The 18,675-nt window shown below is 37.9% G+C and carries 11 protein-coding genes, 5 tRNA genes and 2 pseudogenes; 1 reads left to right on the top strand and 17 read right to left on the bottom strand.

Annotated features, from left to right (window positions below; all coding sequences use genetic code 11):
- Window positions 1-2: 2 nt before the first annotated feature.
- The 14 genes and pseudogenes from rpoC to IPP64_03990 form a co-directional block, all read right to left on the bottom strand.
- Entirely contained in the window at window positions 3-4,292 is a 4,290-nt protein-coding gene (rpoC, locus tag IPP64_04055) for a DNA-directed RNA polymerase subunit beta' (protein MBL0328591.1), read from the bottom strand.
- A gap of 83 nt (window positions 4,293-4,375) precedes the next feature.
- Window positions 4,376-8,080, bottom strand: a pseudogene (gene rpoB, locus IPP64_04050) (DNA-directed RNA polymerase subunit beta).
- A gap of 263 nt (window positions 8,081-8,343) precedes the next feature.
- The gene (gene rplL, locus IPP64_04045; protein MBL0328590.1) at window positions 8,344-8,715 is read right to left on the bottom strand and encodes a 50S ribosomal protein L7/L12; all 372 of its coding nucleotides are present in this window, start codon (window positions 8,713-8,715) and stop codon (window positions 8,344-8,346) included.
- 95 nt (window positions 8,716-8,810) lie between these two features.
- Complete coding sequence (locus IPP64_04040) at window positions 8,811-9,308, bottom strand: 50S ribosomal protein L10 (GenBank protein MBL0328589.1); 498 nt, start codon at window positions 9,306-9,308, stop codon at window positions 8,811-8,813.
- 91 nt (window positions 9,309-9,399) lie between these two features.
- Window positions 9,400-10,095, bottom strand: a complete 696-nt coding sequence (locus IPP64_04035) for a 50S ribosomal protein L1 (GenBank protein MBL0328588.1) — start codon at window positions 10,093-10,095, stop codon at window positions 9,400-9,402.
- 103 nt (window positions 10,096-10,198) lie between these two features.
- Window positions 10,199-10,645, bottom strand: coding sequence for a 50S ribosomal protein L11 (gene rplK, locus IPP64_04030; GenBank protein MBL0328587.1), 447 nt, complete (start codon window positions 10,643-10,645; stop codon window positions 10,199-10,201).
- Between the two features lie 140 nt (window positions 10,646-10,785).
- A pseudogene (gene nusG / locus IPP64_04025) lies at window positions 10,786-11,351 on the bottom strand (transcription termination/antitermination factor NusG).
- Between the two features lie 20 nt (window positions 11,352-11,371).
- Entirely contained in the window at window positions 11,372-11,563 is a 192-nt protein-coding gene (secE, locus tag IPP64_04020; protein MBL0328586.1) for a preprotein translocase subunit SecE, read from the bottom strand.
- Between the two features lie 89 nt (window positions 11,564-11,652).
- Window positions 11,653-11,723: transfer RNA gene (locus tag IPP64_04015), tRNA-Trp, on the bottom strand.
- 125 nt (window positions 11,724-11,848) lie between these two features.
- The gene (gene tuf / locus IPP64_04010; GenBank protein ID MBL0328585.1) at window positions 11,849-13,036 is read right to left on the bottom strand and encodes an elongation factor Tu; all 1,188 of its coding nucleotides are present in this window, start codon (window positions 13,034-13,036) and stop codon (window positions 11,849-11,851) included.
- Between the two features lie 67 nt (window positions 13,037-13,103).
- Window positions 13,104-13,175 (bottom strand) — tRNA-Thr (locus IPP64_04005).
- Between the two features lie 107 nt (window positions 13,176-13,282).
- Window positions 13,283-13,358: transfer RNA gene (locus IPP64_04000), tRNA-Gly, on the bottom strand.
- An 80-nt stretch (window positions 13,359-13,438) separates the two neighbouring features.
- A tRNA-Tyr gene (locus tag IPP64_03995) sits at window positions 13,439-13,519 on the bottom strand.
- A gap of 34 nt (window positions 13,520-13,553) precedes the next feature.
- Window positions 13,554-13,627: transfer RNA gene (locus IPP64_03990), tRNA-Thr, on the bottom strand.
- 449 nt (window positions 13,628-14,076) lie between these two features.
- On the opposite strand from IPP64_03990, the gene IPP64_03985 reads away from it, so the two are divergent.
- On the top strand, window positions 14,077-14,766 hold the full coding sequence (locus tag IPP64_03985) for a YdcF family protein (protein MBL0328584.1): 690 nt from the start codon (window positions 14,077-14,079) through the stop codon (window positions 14,764-14,766).
- A 63-nt stretch (window positions 14,767-14,829) separates the two neighbouring features.
- Here the strand turns inward: IPP64_03985 and raiA are convergent, their stop codons facing one another.
- The 3 genes from raiA to IPP64_03970 form a co-directional block, all read right to left on the bottom strand.
- Window positions 14,830-15,129 (bottom strand): ribosome-associated translation inhibitor RaiA, encoded by a 300-nt coding sequence (gene raiA / locus IPP64_03980; GenBank protein MBL0328583.1) that lies wholly within the window; start codon window positions 15,127-15,129, stop codon window positions 14,830-14,832.
- Window positions 15,130-15,196: 67 nt separating this feature from the next.
- Complete coding sequence (locus IPP64_03975; GenBank protein ID MBL0328582.1) at window positions 15,197-16,075, bottom strand: tyrosine-type recombinase/integrase; 879 nt, start codon at window positions 16,073-16,075, stop codon at window positions 15,197-15,199.
- Between the two features lie 92 nt (window positions 16,076-16,167).
- Window positions 16,168-18,597, bottom strand: a complete 2,430-nt coding sequence (locus IPP64_03970) for a T9SS type A sorting domain-containing protein (GenBank protein MBL0328581.1) — start codon at window positions 18,595-18,597, stop codon at window positions 16,168-16,170.
- Window positions 18,598-18,675 lie beyond the last annotated feature (78 nt).

The following is an 18,675-nucleotide window of genomic DNA, read 5'->3' as shown; positions in this document are numbered from 1 at the left end:
TTCTATGCTTCTTCTTCTAAAGCTTCTTTTTTAGAAGCTAATAAACGATCGTACTCTTCTTGTGAACCAACAATCATTTTGTCGTAAGCTCTTAAGCCGGTACCTGCAGGAATTAAATGTCCAACAATTACGTTTTCTTTTAATCCTAATAGGTAATCTACTTTTCCGCTTACTGCAGCTTCGTTCAACACTTTTGTTGTTTCTTGGAACGATGCAGCACTCATGAAACTGTTCGTTTGCAATGATGCACGTGTGATACCTTGTAACACTTGGCTTGATGTAGCAGGAACTGCTTCACGAGCTTCGATGATTTTCATATCTCTGCGTTTCAATGAAGAATTTTCATCTCTCAATTTACGTGCACTGATAATCTGACCAGCTTTGTATAAGGTTGAATCACCTGGATCAAGAACAAGAACTTTACCATAAAGGTTATCGTTCTCTTTCATGAATTCCGATTTGTTCACCAATTGTTTTTCTAAGAAGATGGTATCACCCGCTTCGCTGATGTCAACTTTACGCATCATCTGACGAACGATTACTTCGAAATGTTTATCGTTAATTTTCACACCTTGTAAACGGTAAACCTCTTGTACCTCATTTACCAAGTACTCTTGAACAGCAGTTGGTCCTTTGATAGCAAGGATATCGCTTGGTGTAATTGCCCCATCAGATAATGGCTCACCAGCTTTGATGAAATCATTTTCTTGAACAAGGATGTGTTTCGATAATTGAACCAAGTACGTTTTCTTTTCACCGGTACGAGACTCAACATGTACCTCACGGTTACCACGTTTAATCTTACCGAAAGAAACGATACCATCAATTTCAGAAACCACAGCCGGGTTACTTGGGTTACGTGCTTCGAACAATTCAGTTACACGAGGTAAACCACCCGTGATATCACCTGTTTTACCTGATGAACGAGGAATCTTCACAAGGATTTGTCCTGCTTCAATTTTCGCATCATCGTTTACAATGATATGAGCTCCAACTGGAATGTTGTAAGTACGTAATGTTTCTTTGCTAACAACAATCTTGATAGAAGGGTTTTTAGATTTATCACGACTCTCAACAATAACTTTTTCTTTAAAGCCTGTTTGTTCATCGGACTCTTCACGGAAAGTAATACCTTCTTCCACGTTATCAAATTCGATTTTACCAGCGAATTCAGAAACGATAACAGCGTTATACGGATCCCAATCACAGATTAAATCTCCTTTTTTAACTTTCGATAAATGTTTCACATATGCTTGTGAACCGTAAGGAATATTTCCTGTTGTTAAAACAATTTTTGTGTTTGCATCAATGATACGCATCTCAGCTGAACGACCAATAACAACATCAACGACTTGTCCATCAGGATTTTTACGTTTTACTGTTTTTAATTCGTCAATTTCGATGATACCATCATATTTTGCTTCAATTTTATTTGCGGTAGTCGTGTTCGATGCAGTACCTCCAACGTGGAATGTACGCAATGTTAACTGTGTACCCGGCTCACCAATTGATTGAGCTGCGATAACACCTACTGCCTCACCTCTTTGAACCATGCGGCCTGTAGCCAAGTTACGTCCGTAACATTTTCCACAAACACCGCTCTTGCTTTCGCAAGTCAATACCGAACGAATTTCAACCGATTCGATTGGAGATTCTGTGATTATTTTTGCATAATCTTCAGTAACCTCTTCACCTGCACCAATAATTAATTCTCCGGTTAACGGATGATAAACATCGTGTACAGTTGTTCTACCTAATACTCTATCGTATAATGATTCAACTACTTCATCATTTTTCTTCAATGGTGTTGCAATCAATCCACGCAATGTACCACAATCTTCAACTGTGATAATTACATCTTGAGCAACATCCACTAAACGTCTGGTTAAGTAACCAGCATCCGCAGTTTTCAAGGCTGTATCGGCAAGACCTTTACGAGCACCGTGGGTAGAGATGAAATACTCAAGGATGGATAAACCTTCTTTAAAGTTAGAGATGATTGGATTTTCGATAATCTCTCCACCACCTGCACCTTTTTGCGGTTTCGCCATCAATCCACGCATACCACCCAACTGACGAATTTGTTCTTTAGAACCACGGGCTCCTGAATCCAACATCATATAAACCGGATTGAAACCTTGACGATCGTTTGTCAATGTGTTCAATACTTTCGCAGTGATGCGAGAGTTAGTATGTGTCCAGATATCAATTACCTGATTGTAACGCTCGTTGTTGGTAATGAAACCCATGTTGTAGTTTGCTACTACCTCATCCACTTGTGCGTTTGCATCAGCAATCATTTTACCTTTATCTTCAGGAACAATAACGTCACCTAAGTTAAATGATAAACATCCACGGAAGGCACTCATGAAACCTAAGGTCTTCATTTCATCAAGGAACTTAGCGGTTTTCGCCATACCTGTTTCCTTAACAATGTTACCAATGATATCACGTAAAGATTTCTTAGTCAACAATTCGTTGATATAACCAACTTCTTTCGGAACAACTTGGTTGAATAAAATACGACCAACAGTTGTTTCAATAAGTTTGTTTACTAATTTATCACCTTCTTTTACTTCCAAACGAACTTTCACCCAAGCATGCAAATCAACACGTTTTTCGTTGTAAGCGATGATTGTTTCTTCAGGAGAATAGAATGTTAATCCTTCACCTTTCACAACATCATCTTTTGTATTTTTCTTTCCTTTGGTCATGTAGTACAGACCAAGCACCATGTCTTGAGAAGGAACGGCAACCGGAGCACCATTCGCAGGGTTCAAGATATTGTGAGAAGCAAGCATCAACAATTGTGCTTCCAAGATAGCAGCATGTCCCAATGGAACGTGAACCGCCATTTGATCCCCATCAAAATCCGCGTTAAACGCAGTACACACTAATGGATGCAATTGAATCGCTTTTCCTTCAATTAATTTTGGTTGGAAAGCTTGGATACCTAATCTATGCAATGTCGGAGCGCGGTTCAAAAGAACTGGATGTCCTTTTAAAATGTTCTCCAAAATATCCCAAACTATTGGCTCTTTTTTGTCAACTATTTTCTTTGCAGATTTTACAGTTTTAACAATACCACGCTCAATCATTTTACGAATGATAAATGGTTTGAATAATTCTGCTGCCATATCTTTTGGCAATCCGCACTCATGTAATTTCAATTCTGGTCCAACGACAATTACCGAACGTGCTGAATAATCGACACGTTTACCAAGTAAGTTTTGACGGAAACGACCTTGTTTACCTTTTAATGAATCCGATAAAGATTTTAATGCTCTGTTAGATTCAGTTTTAACAGCGTTTGATTTACGTGAGTTATCAAACAATGAATCCACTGCTTCTTGCAACATACGTTTTTCGTTACGCAAGATAACTTCTGGAGCTTTAATTTCGATCAAACGTTTCAAACGGTTGTTACGGATAATAACGCGTCTGTATAAATCGTTCAAATCAGAAGTAGCAAAACGTCCGCCATCCAATGGAACCAATGGACGCAATTCCGGTGGAATTACAGGAACGATTTTCACAATCATCCACTCAGGACGATTTTCTACATTTTGATTTGCATGACGGAAGCTTTCAACAACTTGCAAACGTTTTAATGCTTCGTTTTTACGTTGTTGTGATGTTTCTGTATTTGCTTTTAAACGTAAGTCGTAAGATAAACCATCTAAATCAACGCGGCTCAAAAGTGCTTGCAATGCTTCAGCACCCATCTTCGCGATGAATTTATTCGGATCTGTATCATCTAAATATTGGTTATCTTTTGGAAGTGTATCTAAAATATTTAAATATTCTTCTTCAGATAAAAAATCTAAATAGTTAATTCCATCAGTAGCTTTAACACCGGCATTTACTACAACATAACGTTCGTAGTAAATGATCATGTCTAACTTTTTAGTTGGAAGACCTAATAAATAACCAATTTTGTTTGGTAATGATTTGAAATACCAGATATGAGCAACAGGCACAACTAAATTGATGTGTCCCATTCTTTCTCTACGTACTTTCTTTTCAGTTACTTCAACACCACAACGGTCACAAACAATTCCTTTGTAACGGATGCGTTTATATTTTCCACAAGCACACTCCCAGTCTTTAACCGGTCCGAAGATACGCTCACAGAACAATCCACCCATTTCAGGTTTGTAAGTTCTGTAGTTAATCGTTTCCGGTTTCACTACCTCACCACTTGAGCGCTCCAAAATTGCTTCAGGAGATGCAAGGCTAATGGTGATTTTCGAGAAGTTACTTTTTAATTTGATGTCTCTTTTGAAAGCCATGTTTATTATTTGTTTAAAAAGTTCAAAGTATAAAGTTTAAAGTGGTGTTCCGTATTTCAGAAACACCATTTTAAATTTCGTTATTAGTCAAGTGAAATGTTCAATCCTAATCCTCTCAACTCATGCAACAATACGTTGAATGATTCAGGGATACCAGGAGTTGGCATATTTTCACCTTTAACAATAGCTTCATAAGCTTTCGCACGTCCTACAACGTCATCCGACTTGATTGTAAGGATTTCCTGAAGAATGTTGGCAGCACCAAATGCTTCAAGAGCCCAAACCTCCATCTCACCAAAACGCTGACCTCCGAATTGAGCTTTACCGCCCAATGGTTGTTGCGTGATAAGAGAGTATGGTCCGATTGAACGAGAGTGCATCTTATCATCCACCATGTGACCAAGTTTCAACATGTAGATAATACCTACAGTTGCCGGTTGATCAAACTTCTCACCTGTTCCACCATCTGTTAAGAATGTACGGCCGAAGCGAGGTAAACCTGCTTTGTCTGTCCACTCATTCAACTGATCGGTAGTAGCACCATCAAAAATCGGAGTAAAGAATTTCTCTCCTAATTTTTGTCCAGCCCAAGCAAGAACGGTTTCATAAATCTGACCCAAGTTCATACGAGAAGGTACACCGAGTGGATTCAATACGATATCTACCGGAGTTCCATCATCAAGGAATGGCATATCTTCATCGCGAACGATACGAGCAACAATACCTTTGTTACCGTGGCGACCCGCCATTTTATCACCTACTTTTAACTTACGTTTTTTAGCGATGTACACTTTTGCAAGTTGTACAATACCAGCAGGTAGCTCATCACCAATAGTAACAGCGAACTTCTTACGTTTAAATGCACCTAATAAATCGTTGTACTTGATATTGTAGTTGTGTAACAACATTTTAATTTTGTCGTTCACATCTTTATCAGTTGTCCATTTACTAGCATTCACATTTGAGAAATCGATTTTCTCTAAACTTTTTTGAGTGAATTTCACACCTTTCGCAACGACTTCTTCTTTCAAGATATTGATAACCCCTTGAGAAGTTTTACCGTTTACTAACGTGAATAATTTTTCAATCAATTTATTTTTAAGTGCAGCAACTTCTGTGTTGTGCTCTTTATCGATTTTATCAAGCAATGGTTTTTCTTCTGCTTTCGATTTTTTATCTTTAATTGCTCTAGAGAACAATTTTTTATCGATTACAACACCACGCAATGATGGAGGCGCTTTCAAAGAAGCATCTTTCACATCGCCTGCTTTGTCACCAAAGATGGCACGTAAAAGTTTTTCTTCCGGAGAAGGATCTGTTTCACCTTTCGGAGTGATTTTTCCGATTAAGATATCACCTTCTTTTACTTCAGCACCTACGCGAATCAATCCGTTTTCATCTAAGTCTTTTGTAGCCTCTTCAGAAACGTTAGGAATATCAGAAGTTAATTCTTCTAATCCACGTTTTGTATCACGTACTTCCAATGCATACTCATCGATGTGAACAGATGTGAAAATATCTTCACGAGCAACGCGCTCAGAAATTACAATCGCATCCTCAAAGTTGTAACCTTTCCAAGGCATGAATGCCACTTTCATGTTACGACCAAGCGCTAATTCACCATTTTGAGTTGCATAACCATCACACAATACTTGTCCTTTAGTAACTTTCTCACCTTTCTTAACGATTGGTTTCAAGTTGATACACGTACTTTGGTTGGTTTTACGGAATTTAGTTAATTGGTAACGTTTGATATCATCGTCAAAGCTGATTAAACGATCATCATCCGTACGGTTGTAACGGATTACAATTTCGTTTGCATCAACATATTCAACAACACCTTCGCCTTCAGCATTCACTAATACACGTGAATCACGTGCAACAAGTGGCTCAAGACCAGTTCCTACAATTGGTGCTTCAGGACGTAACAATGGTACAGCCTGACGTTGCATGTTGGAGCCCATCAATGCACGGTTGGCATCATCATGCTCCAAGAAAGGAATCAATGATGCAGCAATCGAAGCAATTTGATTTGGCGCAACGTCCATCAATTGTAATTTTTCCGGTTCAACAACAGGAAAATCTCCTTCGTAACGAGCTTTAACCTTCGCTTCTAAGAATTTACCTTTTGCATCCACAGGAGCATTTGCTTGTGCAATTGTTTTAGAATCTTCTTCTTCAGCACTTAAGTAAGTAACTGATTTTTCCATATCCACTTTACCTTTGGTAACAGTCATATATGGTGTTTCGATGAATCCTAATTTATTGATTTTAGCAAATACACACAATGAAGAAATCAAACCAATGTTTGGTCCTTCAGGAGTTTCAATAGTACACAAACGACCGTAGTGAGTATAGTGAACGTCACGAACCTCGAAACCTGCACGCTCACGGGATAAACCTCCAGGCCCGAGTGCCGAAAGTCTACGCTTGTGCGTGATTTCTGCAAGAGGGTTGGTTTGATCCATAAATTGAGACAACTGGTTTGTTCCGAAGAACGAGTTGATAACCGATGATAATGTTTTTGCATTGATCAAATCGGTAGGTGTGAACACCTCGTTATCACGAACGTTCATACGCTCACGGATGGTACGCGCCATACGCGCAAGACCAACACCAAATTGAGAATACAATTGTTCACCAACAGTACGAACACGTCTGTTACTTAAGTGGTCAATATCATCCACATCAGCTTTAGAGTTGATCAATTCGATCAAGTACTTAATGATGCAAATAATATCTTCTTTCGTTAATGTTTTTGTGTTAGAAGGTGTGTTCAGATTCAATTTTTTATTGATTCTGTAACGACCTACTTCACCTAAATCGTAACGTTTATCAGAGAAGAATAATTTATCAATGATACCACGAGCTGTTTCTTCATCAGGTGGTTCTGCGTTACGTAATTGGCGATAGATATGTTCAACCGCTTCTTTTTCAGAGTTGGACGTATCTTTTTGTAATGTATTGTAGATGATTGCGTAGTCACCAGCATTCACATCTAATTTGTGAAGGATAACAGATTTTACGTTTGCATCTACGATTAAATCGATGTGATTATTATCTAAGATTGTTTCGCGGTCGATAATTACCTCGTTACGTTCAATAGAAACAACTTCACCGGTATCTTCATCTACGAAATCTTCAATCCATGTTTTTAAAACACGTGCAGCCAATTTACGGCCTACTGCAGATTTCAGGGCAGCTTTACTAACTTTTAATTCGTCAGCCAAGCCGAATATTTCAAGGATTTGTTTATCGCTTTCAAATCCGATAGCTCTTAACAAGGTTGTAACCGGTAATTTTTTCTTACGATCGATGTAAGCATACATTACGCTATTGATGTCGGTTGCGAACTCAATCCATGATCCTTTGAAAGGGATAACACGAGCTGAATACAACTTAGTTCCATTAGCGTGACGGCTTTGACCGAAGAACACACCCGGTGAACGGTGTAACTGAGATACGATAACACGTTCTGCTCCATTGATAACGAAAGTACCTTTTGGAGTCATGTACGGGATAGTACCCAAGTAAACGTCCTGCACGATGGTTTCGAAATCTTCGTGTTCAGGATCGGTACAATACAAACGTAATTTCGCTTTTAGCGGAACGCTGTATGTTAAACCACGCTCGATACATTCATCCAGTGAATAACGAGGCGGGTCAATAAAATAATCTAAGAATTCAAGCACGAAATTATTACGTGCATCGGATATTGGAAAGTTTTCTGCGAAAACTTTAAATAATCCTTCGTTCTGACGGTTTTCAGAAGTTGTTTCTAACTGAAAAAGTCTTGGAACGACTGAAGTTGAATATCTAAAAAATCAGGGTAATCGATCTGACTTTTAATAGATGCAAAACTTATTCTTTGCGGTTTTTTAGTTTGAGCCAAGGTGCTTAAGTATTAGGTTTACAATCACAAGTTAATTTTTGTAAGTATAAACGAGGTTAATAAGAAAAACGATTATAATCACCATTAAAGCCAAGTACCCCATCATTCGCCAGAGGCGAATAATGAGGGTATGACTATAAATTGTGTATTAGAAACAGCTTATTTAACTTCAACTTTTGCTCCTGCTTCTTCTAATTGTTTTTTCAATGCTTCTGCTTCTTCTTTAGAAACACCTTCTTTTACTGGTTTTGGTGCACCATCAACAAGATCTTTAGATTCTTTCAAACCTAATCCTGTTAAGTCTTTTACAACTTTTACAACACCTAATTTAGCTGCACCTGCATCAACTAAAATTACATCAAAAGATGTTTTAGCTTCAGCTGCATCTCCAGCTCCACCACCTGCTGCTACAACTACTGCTGCTGCTGCTGGTTCGATTCCGTACTCATCCTTAAGGATTGTTGATAATTCTTGCACTTCTTTAACAGTTAAGTTTACTAACTGTTCAGCAATTGCTTTTACGTCTGCCATTGTATTTGATTTTTAAATTTAATTACTAATTAATTTTTTTTACGTTTCCACTTGCGTTTTAGCGAAAGTGAATCTTACTTTAAACTGTGATCGGGTTAAGCCGCATCTTTTTTCTCTGCATTGTTTTGAAGAGCAGAAAGTACTCGCTTCGCAGGAGATTGAAGTAATCCAATAACTTCACCGATAAGTTCATTTTTACTCTTGATATTTGCAAGAGCATTCAATTCTTTATCGCCAATGTAAATGTTTTCTTCAACGAAAGCCGCTTTCAAAATTGGCTTGTCGTTTTTCTTTCTAAACTCTTGAATCAACTTTGCAGGAGCATTTCCTACTTCTGTAAACATAATCGCAGTAGCACCTTTCAATGCTGGGATTAGTTCAACCAAACGACTATCAGCAGCTTGCTCTAATGCTTTTTTAAGCAAAGAGTTTTTTACTACCGTCATCGAAATGTTTTTTTGGAAGCAAGATCTTCTGAATTGGTTAACTTTTTCAACTGTTAAAGAAGAACAGTCAGCTAGATAGATTTTGTTATTCGCATTGATTCTTTCTACCAGCGACTCGATGATTTTTGTTTTATCTTCTCTTTTCATTTCTTTTTGTTTTTACACCGTTTCTTTTGCAAGATTCGGTGAGGTTTTTCTGCTTAGTGGAAGCCAAGGCAGATGATGGTTTGTTTTAAAATTATTGCCCTAAGAATTTGCTGTCAATTTCGATACTTGGGCTCATTGTTGAGCTCAAATAAATACTTCTAACATACTGTCCTTTTGCTGATGAAGGCTTTAATTTCATAATTGTTTGTAACAATTCATTTGCATTGTCTGCAATTTTGCTGCTATCGAATGATGCTTTAGCAACCAGGGCTTGAACAATCCCTGCTTTATCTACTTTAAAGTCAATTTTACCACCTTTTGATTCAGTTACTGCTTTACCGATTTCCATCGTTACAGTTCCTGTTTTTGGGTTCGGCATTAAACCACGAGGTCCTAATACACGACCCAACGCACCTACTTTACCCATAACTGAAGGCATTGTGATGATTACGTCAACATCTGTCCAACCACCTTTGATTTTTTCGATGTACTCATCCAAACCAACAAAATCAGCACCTGCAGCCTTTGCTTCTGCTTCTTTATCAGGAGTAACAATCGCAAGAACGCGCATTGTTTTACCTGAACCATGAGGCAACGAAACAGACCCACGAACCATTTGGTTTGCTTTACGAGGATCAACGCCTAATCTTACGCTGATATCGATAGATGCATCGAATTTAGTAGTTGTGATTTCTTTAACGATTTTAGCAGCTTCTGCTAATGTGTACGCCTTTGTAGGGTCATACTTAGAAAGCGCAAGCTTTCTATTTTTGGAAATTTTACTCATTTTATAAAAATTATGATGTGCAAACGGCTTACTTGATTCGGCCTCCATCGGGTTTACTAATTTTGATTTGGGAAACAGATTTTGAAATCCTAATTCCTAAATCTTACTTTTTCTTCAAAGGTGATTCACCTGTGATCGTCATTCCCAAACTACGTGCAGTTCCAGCAACCATGCTCATTGCTGATTCAATTGTAAAACAATTTAAATCCGGCATTTTGCCTTCTGCTACTGTACGAATTTGATCCCAAGATACATTACCAACTTTTTTACGGTTTGATTCTGCAGAACCTTGTTTAATTTTTGTGATTTCCAATAACGAAACTGCTACAGGAGGGTGTTTTAAAATGAATTCAAATGTTTTATCGCTGTATACGGTAATAATAACAGGAGTTACTTTCCCTGCTCTATCTTGTGTTCTAGCATTGAATTGCTTACAGAACTCCATAATGTTCACACCTTTTGCACCTAATGCCGGTCCGATTGGAGGTGAAGGATTTGCTGCTCCACCTTTTATTTGCAATTTAATCATTGCACTTACTTCTTTTGCCATTTCTCTTTTTAAGTTTTGAGTTTAAAGTTTTTGAGTTTATCTTTTCTTTAAACGAATTGTTATTTACTCTAATCGTTAATCTTCCTTATTCAAACTGTCACGAGCCGGTGGAAGCCAGGCTTTTTTTATGAATAGTCAGATTAATTTTCTTTCTCTACTTCTAAGTAACCTAATTCCAATGGTGTTTTTCTACCAAAGATTTTTACCATTACTTCTAATTTTTTCTTATCCTCAATAACGCGTTCAATTGTTCCAGTGAAACCATTGAAAGGTCCATTGATTACTTTTACTGTTTCTCCAACGATAAAAGGAATACTAATTTGAGCATCTGTTTCTGCTAAATCATCAACAGTACCTAAAATACGATTTACTTCTGCTAAGCGCATTGGAACTGGTGCACCACCTTTGGTTTCACCTAAAAATCCGATAACACCTGTAATGTTTTTTATAACGTGAGCAACTTCACCCACTAATGCTGCTTCAACCAAAATATATCCACCATAAAAGGGCGTTCTTTACTTACTTTTTTTCCGTTACGGATTTGGTAAATTTTTTCGGTAGGGATTAAAATTTGAGATACAAAATTGCTTAATCCCAAACGGTTAATTTCTACTTCAATATACTGCTTCACCTTTTTCTCCTGACCACTGATAGCTCTTACCACATACCATTTTTTTACGGTGTCAGTTTTTGTTTGCTCGCTCATTTTTTTAATTCTATTAAATATTAAAACAAATGGTAAATAGCTTCCATTCCTTTATTGAACGTGAAATCCATTGCAAATACTAACAATGCAATAATAATAGATGCGATAGCAACAACGATTGCGCTGCTTTGTAATTCGCTCCATGATGGCCAACTTACTTTATGAAAAAGTTCGTTTGCGGTTTCATCGATGTATGTTTTGAATTTGCTCATAATCTTTCGTTATTGGTTATTCGTTATTGGTTATTGGAACGTCCGTAATAACTTTTAACTTTTAACTTTTTTACTTTTAACTACTTGTGCACAGGTGGAGAGATTCGAACTCCCATCAAAGGTTTTGGAGACCTCTATTCTACCCTTGAACTACACCTGTTTAAATACTCCAAATTGTGCTATTCAAATGCCAAAAAATATTGCTTTTGACATCACCCTTATATTAGTAGAAAACAGCACCCCGACTTATCGGGGCACTGTCTGTTACTAATATTGTATTATTTATTACTTAATGATCTCAGTTACCTGACCAGCTCCAACTGTTCTACCACCTTCACGGATAGCGAAACGTAGACCTTTGTCCATAGCAACCGGAACAATTAACTTAACGGTAATTGTTACGTTATCACCAGGCATAACCATGTCACGTCCTGCTGGCAATTCAATTTCTCCAGTTACGTCAGTTGTACGTAAGTAGAACTGAGGACGGTATTTATTGTGGAATGGAGTGTGACGTCCACCTTCTTCTTTTTTCAAAACGTAGATCTCAGCTTTGAATTCAGTATGAGGAGTGATCGTACCAGGACGAACAACAACCATACCTCTACGGATATCTTTCTTATCGATACCACGTAACAATAAACCAACGTTATCACCTGCTTCACCTCTGTCAAGGATCTTACGGAACATCTCAACACCAGTGATTGTAGATTTTAATTTTTCATCTTGCATACCGATGATTTCAACCTCATCACCTGAGTTGATAACACCTGTTTCAATTTTACCTGTAGCAACAGTTCCACGACCAGTGATTGTGAAAACGTCTTCAACTGGCATCAAGAAAGGCTTATCAGTTTCACGTTGAGGAATTGGAATATACGCATCAACTGCATCCATCAATTCCATAATTTTTGGAATCCATTTTGCATCTTTATTCAAACCACCTAAAGCAGAACCTTGGATGATAGGAGTGTTGTCACCATCAAATTGATAGAAAGACAATAACTCACGAATTTCCATTTCAACTAATTCTAACAATTCAGGATCGTCAACCATATCCACTTTGTTCATGAAAACAACAATTTTAGGCACACCTACCTGGCGAGCTAAAAGGATATGTTCACGAGTTTGTGGCATTGGACCATCTGTAGCAGCAACAACTAGAATCGCACCGTCCATTTGAGCAGCACCTGTAACCATGTTCTTCACATAATCCGCGTGACCTGGACAGTCAACGTGAGCGTAGTGGCGGTTAGCAGTTGAATACTCAACGTGAGAAGTATTGATCGTGATACCACGTTCTTTTTCTTCAGGAGCATTATCGATAGAAGAGAAATCTCTTACTTCAGATAAACCTTTTTCAGCCAATACAACAGTGATTGCTGCGGTTAATGTAGTTTTACCGTGGTCAACGTGACCAATTGTTCCGATGTTTACGTGTGGTTTGGAACGGTCGAATTTTTCTTTAGCCATTGCTAGTTATTATTTAATTGTTATTTTATATTTATATTACTATTCTAAAAATTCTTGCTAAAATCAGAGCTGTTGAGCAGGATTGAACTGCCGACCTCTTCCTTACCAAGGAAGTGCTCTACCACTGAGCTACAACAGCTGATTTAGTGGTATGTATTACAGCTTTCTATTGATCCTATTCACATCTAACATGTGACTTTATTAAAAAGAGTGGATTTTAGAGCAATTTCTAAAACCCGACTCTTTTGGAGCGAAAGACCGGGCTCGAACCGGCCACCCTCAGCTTGGAAGGCTGACGCTCTACCAAATGAGCTACTTTCGCGGATTAAAAAACCTATTATTTAAAGAACTATAATTTACTTATTTAAAACTTCTCTCTTTTTGTCTCTTTCAGAAACCAAGTGGGGAGAGAAGGATTCGAACCTTCGAAGTCGAAACAACAGATTTACAGTCTGTCCCATTTGGCCACTCTGGTATCTCCCCGACAGTATCACATTCACATTTAAATTTAAAAAAGAGCCGATGGAGGGATTCGAACCCCCGACCAGCTGATTACAAATCAGCTGCTCTGGCCAACTGAGCTACATCGGCAATACCTTGTAATACTATATTTCAAAAGAACTTCAACCTTTTTTGCAGTGGGCAAAATACACTACCCCCTTGAAAAAGGATTGCAAATTTAGAAAACATTTGCGTAGTAACAAAAGTTTTAGCGGTTTTTTTCAAAAAAAAATCTTTGCACCCTGATTTTGAGTCCGCAAATTTAGATAAATGTGCGAATTAACAAGGTTTTTTAATCCTTTTTTTGCTTCCGCCACCCAATTTAGAATCTTCCCAGATAAAAACACGGGCTTCACCTCTTTCCGCCCACCTAATCCAACACGCTTGCAATATGCACTTCATCGCTTCGTTTTCAGTTAAAACATACATCTCCCATCCATGATTTAACGACTACTCACTATTCTTGCTTTTCCTATATCCGACTTGAGAAATGAGGATACCTCGCAGAGCCGAATAGTGCTAAACTTAAATCCTGGACTATGAAACGGACGCTCTCAACCCCTGCTTTCATTAGCTGTGCACTATTTATGCTTTGCAGCTATGACAAAACAAAAAAAGAATCAAATGACTTAACGGATAAACTAGCGAACCGCTATGATGTAATCATCGTTCCGGGTGTTCCGTATCAGGAACCTTCCCTAAAAAGTGTTTTAAAAGCCCGTATTCTTTGGGCAAAATACCTTTTCGACAGAGGCATCACAAAAAACATTATTTTCTCAGGAGCTTCGGTCTACACGCCCTACATCGAAAGTAAAGTGATGAAAATTTATGCAGATTCGTTGGGTATTCCTTCTAAAAACACCTTTGCAGAAGAGGAAGCTGAACATAGCACAGAAAATGTTTTTTATTCGGTACTCCTCGCCAGAGAACTTGGTTTTAAAAGGATTGCTGTTGCAACCGATGCCTATCAAGCGCTTTTAATAAAAAGTTATATGAAAAAAAAATTTCCGGACATCGAACTCATTCCGATTGCTTATAAAAAAATAAATATGCGTAGCAAATGGCCATTAATAGATGCAGAAACAGCTTATGCAGAAAATTTTGTTTCTTTAGCAAAACGTGAAAACAAAATCAAACGCTTTAAAGGAACAATGGGGATGAATGTTTTTGAAAATAAAAAAGACTCCTCCGCTTTTAGCAGAAAAGTCCCTGTAATTGTGAAAAATTAAGGCTATTAAAACCTCACCCTGCCCTCTCCTTGAAAAAGGAGAGGGTTAGAGTCAGAAATCGAATTACAATCCTTTTACTTTTTCTTTGTGTTTTTTTACTTGTGTTTTTAGCGCATCAATACTCATATCAACAGCTTCTTCAAAGCTTTTGCATTGTTTTTTTACAAACAAATCATTTCCTGCCATGTGCAATTTTATTTCTGCTATTTTATTTTCTACGCTATCTCCTTTATCAATTTTTAAGATCACCTCACTAGTGATAATCCCATCATAAAAAAGGGTTAACTTATCTACTCGCTCTTCTACAAAGGCTAATAATTTTTTGTCTGCATCAAAATGCACGGATTGAATTTTTACTGTCATGGTACTTTCCTCCTATTTTATAGTTAATTAGTAATTCATTGATGATCGTTCGTATGTTTCATATTCATCAGCCTTTCGGATGTGCTTGCTTGTGAATATTTTTTAATTTCTCTACTGTATTGTGCGTGTATACTTGTGTTGCCGACAAGTTGGCATGGCCTAATAATTCTTTAATCCCATTTAAATCGGCACCATTGTTCAACATATGCGTTGCAAAGGTGTGACGCAAAATGTGCGGACTTCTTTTATCAACCGTTGTCACCATTGAAAGGTACTCATTCACCAAACGGTATACAAATTTTTCGTACATTTTTTTTCCACTTGTCATTTGAAATAAAAACTCACCGGGCAAACCGGGCTTTGCATCCATATACTTTTGAATACTGTTTCTTATTTCATTCCCAAATGGAATGATTCGTTCTTTATTCCGCTTTCCCAATACCTTAATCTGACAGGCCTCTAAATCAACGTTGGCCTGCTTTAAGTTAATGAGTTCCGAAAGACGAATACCGGTAGCATAAAAAAGTTCGATGATTAATTTATTTCGTATTCCTTCCACATCCTCACCAAACTCAATTTTATCCATCAACGCATCCATATTGTCTTTTTCAACAAACACGGGCAAACGCTTGGAAGTTTTAGGCGAAATTATCTTCAGCATTGGGTTTTCGGATACAATGCCTTGACGTAACAAATATTTATAAAAGGTTTTAAGCGTTGTGATTTTGCGATTTACGGAGCGCGGACTGATTTTATTCTCCATGAGCTCCACTACCCATGAACGAATCACGGTATGATTCAAATCAGAAAGGTTAGAAATCTGGTAAGTGGTTTGAACGTAATCAAAAAACTGAGTTAAGTCACCGGAGTAGGCCAAAACGGTATGGCTAGACAATCGTTTTTCGAATTGAAGGTATTTTAAAAAACTATCCCGGCTAGCGTCCATAAATGAAAAAAGGAAAAATCTACTTGTTTAACGTAAAATGCGCCTTAATAGTTCACTTTAAATCAGCAAAATTTTCAAAACAAATGTTAATTTTAGTCGTTCTTCACGATTCGCTGACTGATGGATTTTGTTCCATCAGAAACTTTAATAAGATACACGCCATTTGGCTGTTCACTAAAATCAATGGTTCTGTTGCCTGGAACGAGATTCTTTTTATAAAGCAACATTCCAAGCAGATTGTAAATTTCGACATTTAAGGTCTTGGCTGATGTTTCCTTTATATCTATACTGAATTTTCCATTAAAGGGATTCGGATAAACATTAAAAGCAAGTGGTGCAATATTTTCATCAACAGAGAGAGCTGCTATAAAATGGTTTACAGTCGTATTTGTAATCACTGGTGAATTAAAATCAAAATAAATGAAGGCCGTATTATTCACCATTGTGCCGTTGGGCAATCCCGCTTTAGGCTTGATGCGATATTGGACGAATCCTTTGGAACCCTCAAAATCACTGGTACTATCGGGCAACATAATACCCGGAAAATCAAACGTTAGTGCATTTCCTGTCAACGATGCCAGGTTGTAATCGCTATAATTGATTACCTGGAATGTTTCCAAATCGAGATTACCATCCAGAGTATCAGTTAAACGGATGTTCATAGCCGGTGCAGTTCCTGTGTTCTGAAAATGAATGGTGTAAGTGAACCAATCCTGATAATTCGGAAGGACGTCCACAGGATACACCTCCTTCATATTAGGATCGTATGAACTTAATACGGTGTAGCAATAATGGTAAGTGTTATTAACAGGGTTATTATCCCCGCTAGCTGCTGTTGAAACTTCAACATCCACACAAATCAAATCTCCTGCAAGAGCAGTGGTTGGTGTTGCAAACGCCAAATTAAAATCCTGAAGCATATTCACCGCGTCAAAATTCGGAATGGTATACGTGTACACATTCCCTGCTATCGCAGGTGTGAGTGCTCCGGGAGCCACGCCACTAAAAATCTCAGAACCGGTCATTGTTACTTTAACTGTACCAGAAATAGTAGTCGAGCAATAATCCCCATTGTAATTGGTGACATCACCTGCTAGCACTTTCAGGTTATGAATCTGGCCCGGAAAAATCCAACCACTCGTATATACAGACTGAACTCCAATATCAAATCCAGGCTTACACATCATCGCAAAATTTGTATTCTGAACAAGGGGCTGTAAACTTGTCAAGGTCACAGATGCCTGAATTCCAGTTGAGACGCAGCCTGCCATCAAAGGCAGATAGGCGGTGTCTAACTTTACAGTATAGGTTCCCAAAGAAGCCGGAAAATAATACCAGCCATTTGATAGAGTATAAGTCTGAGCCAAAAAGTTCCCTGTTGAGTCATATAATTTCATTGAAATATTATCCCAAAATACATCTGAACTGTTCAAGACACAATCAGAATTATTGTCCTTATAAATCGTGCCCATGATGCCTGCATTACTACAACCATCTGGATTACTAAGCGTATCGCCAGGTGTACAGATAGGATAAGACAGCATTGTTGAATCCATTGCTGCAATGTAATTTGGCAAACAGGAAAACGGGTTGCCAGCGATTACAAGTGCATAAGGCAATATTGAACTTGGAAATGTTGGAAAACACGAAATATTGTTACTATCACAAACGAGAATGTAAACCGAATTGGGTAATGATGGCAAGGATGTCAAATAATTATTTGAGCATTGCAATTCAGAAATAAAGTTAGGCAAGGGAGGAAGGGCTGTTAAAAAATTATCAAAGCACCACAAGCCCAATAATTTATTTGGCAACACAGGTAACGTTGTAAGTTGATTGGAATTACATTGCAATTGCGTAAGTGAATCGGGAAGAATTGGTAAAGTCACAAACTGATTGCCACCACAATAAAGAATTGACATTGAATTGGGCAAAGGAGACGGAAGGCTCGTCAATAAATTTCCAGCACAATTAAAAACAGTAAGCGAATTAGGCAATGTAGGTATACTTGTTAAAAAATTGTTGGTACAACTTACATTCTGTAATGAATTTGGCAATGGAGCGGGTAAACTAGAAAGTTGATTATTGCCAGCATCCAGAACCTCAAGTGATGCAGGCAATGCAGGCAAAGCCGTCAGCTGATTAAAACTACAGATCAAATTAGTAAGCGAGGCAGGCAAAGAAGGCAGGCTCGTTAATGCATTATCATAGCAGTTAAGGGAAAGCAAAGTCGCTGGAAGAGTTGGCAAGCCAGTAAGCAGGTTTGTTGAGCAGTCGAGCACTTCTAAACTGCTAAAATATTGAATACCGGTAAGATCGGATATTGATGAACCGCTTATGTTCAAGGTGATAGCATTGGTGATTCCCGGACAGGTTATGTCCATTTGGTTGCCAAGCATGCACGTTGGATAAACTGCTTGAAGATAGTAAACAAAATTGGCATCAGGGATGGTCACATATGTTTGCGACTTAGTAGGGATAAAAACAATAACAAATAGAAAAAGAATCAGGAATTTTTTCATCGCAGCATATTAAGTGATAGCCAAGGTAACAAATAAAAAAGGAAAGACCTGCTTTCGCAATAAGATCTTTCCTTTTCA

It is taken from the genome of Bacteroidota bacterium (genome assembly GCA_016722565.1).
Classification (GTDB): domain Bacteria; phylum Bacteroidota; class Bacteroidia; order 2-12-FULL-35-15; family 2-12-FULL-35-15; genus 2-12-FULL-35-15.
The sequence above is the reverse complement of the archived record's forward strand: the minus strand, read 5'-3'. Positions and strand labels throughout refer to the sequence as shown.

What these genes read in the sequence shown, in the direction of transcription:
- IPP64_03975 (MBL0328582.1), bottom strand. Translation starts at nt 16,075, where the DNA reads ATGGACGCTAGCCGGGATAGTTTTTTAAAATACCTTCAATTCGAAAAA.
- secE (MBL0328586.1), bottom strand. Translation starts at nt 11,563, where the DNA reads ATGAGCAAATTCAAAACATACATCGATGAAACCGCAAACGAACTTTTT.
- IPP64_04040 (MBL0328589.1), bottom strand. Translation starts at nt 9,308, where the DNA reads ATGAAAAGAGAAGATAAAACAAAAATCATCGAGTCGCTGGTAGAAAGA.
- IPP64_03970 (MBL0328581.1), bottom strand. Translation starts at nt 18,597, where the DNA reads ATGAAAAAATTCCTGATTCTTTTTCTATTTGTTATTGTTTTTATCCCT.
- IPP64_03985 (MBL0328584.1), top strand. Translation starts at nt 14,077, where the DNA reads ATGAAACGGACGCTCTCAACCCCTGCTTTCATTAGCTGTGCACTATTT.
- rplK (MBL0328587.1), bottom strand. Translation starts at nt 10,645, where the DNA reads ATGGCAAAAGAAGTAAGTGCAATGATTAAATTGCAAATAAAAGGTGGA.
- rplL (MBL0328590.1), bottom strand. Translation starts at nt 8,715, where the DNA reads ATGGCAGACGTAAAAGCAATTGCTGAACAGTTAGTAAACTTAACTGTT.
- rpoC (MBL0328591.1), bottom strand. Translation starts at nt 4,292, where the DNA reads ATGGCTTTCAAAAGAGACATCAAATTAAAAAGTAACTTCTCGAAAATC.
- raiA (MBL0328583.1), bottom strand. Translation starts at nt 15,129, where the DNA reads ATGACAGTAAAAATTCAATCCGTGCATTTTGATGCAGACAAAAAATTA.
- IPP64_04035 (MBL0328588.1), bottom strand. Translation starts at nt 10,095, where the DNA reads ATGAGTAAAATTTCCAAAAATAGAAAGCTTGCGCTTTCTAAGTATGAC.
- tuf (MBL0328585.1), bottom strand. Translation starts at nt 13,036, where the DNA reads ATGGCTAAAGAAAAATTCGACCGTTCCAAACCACACGTAAACATCGGA.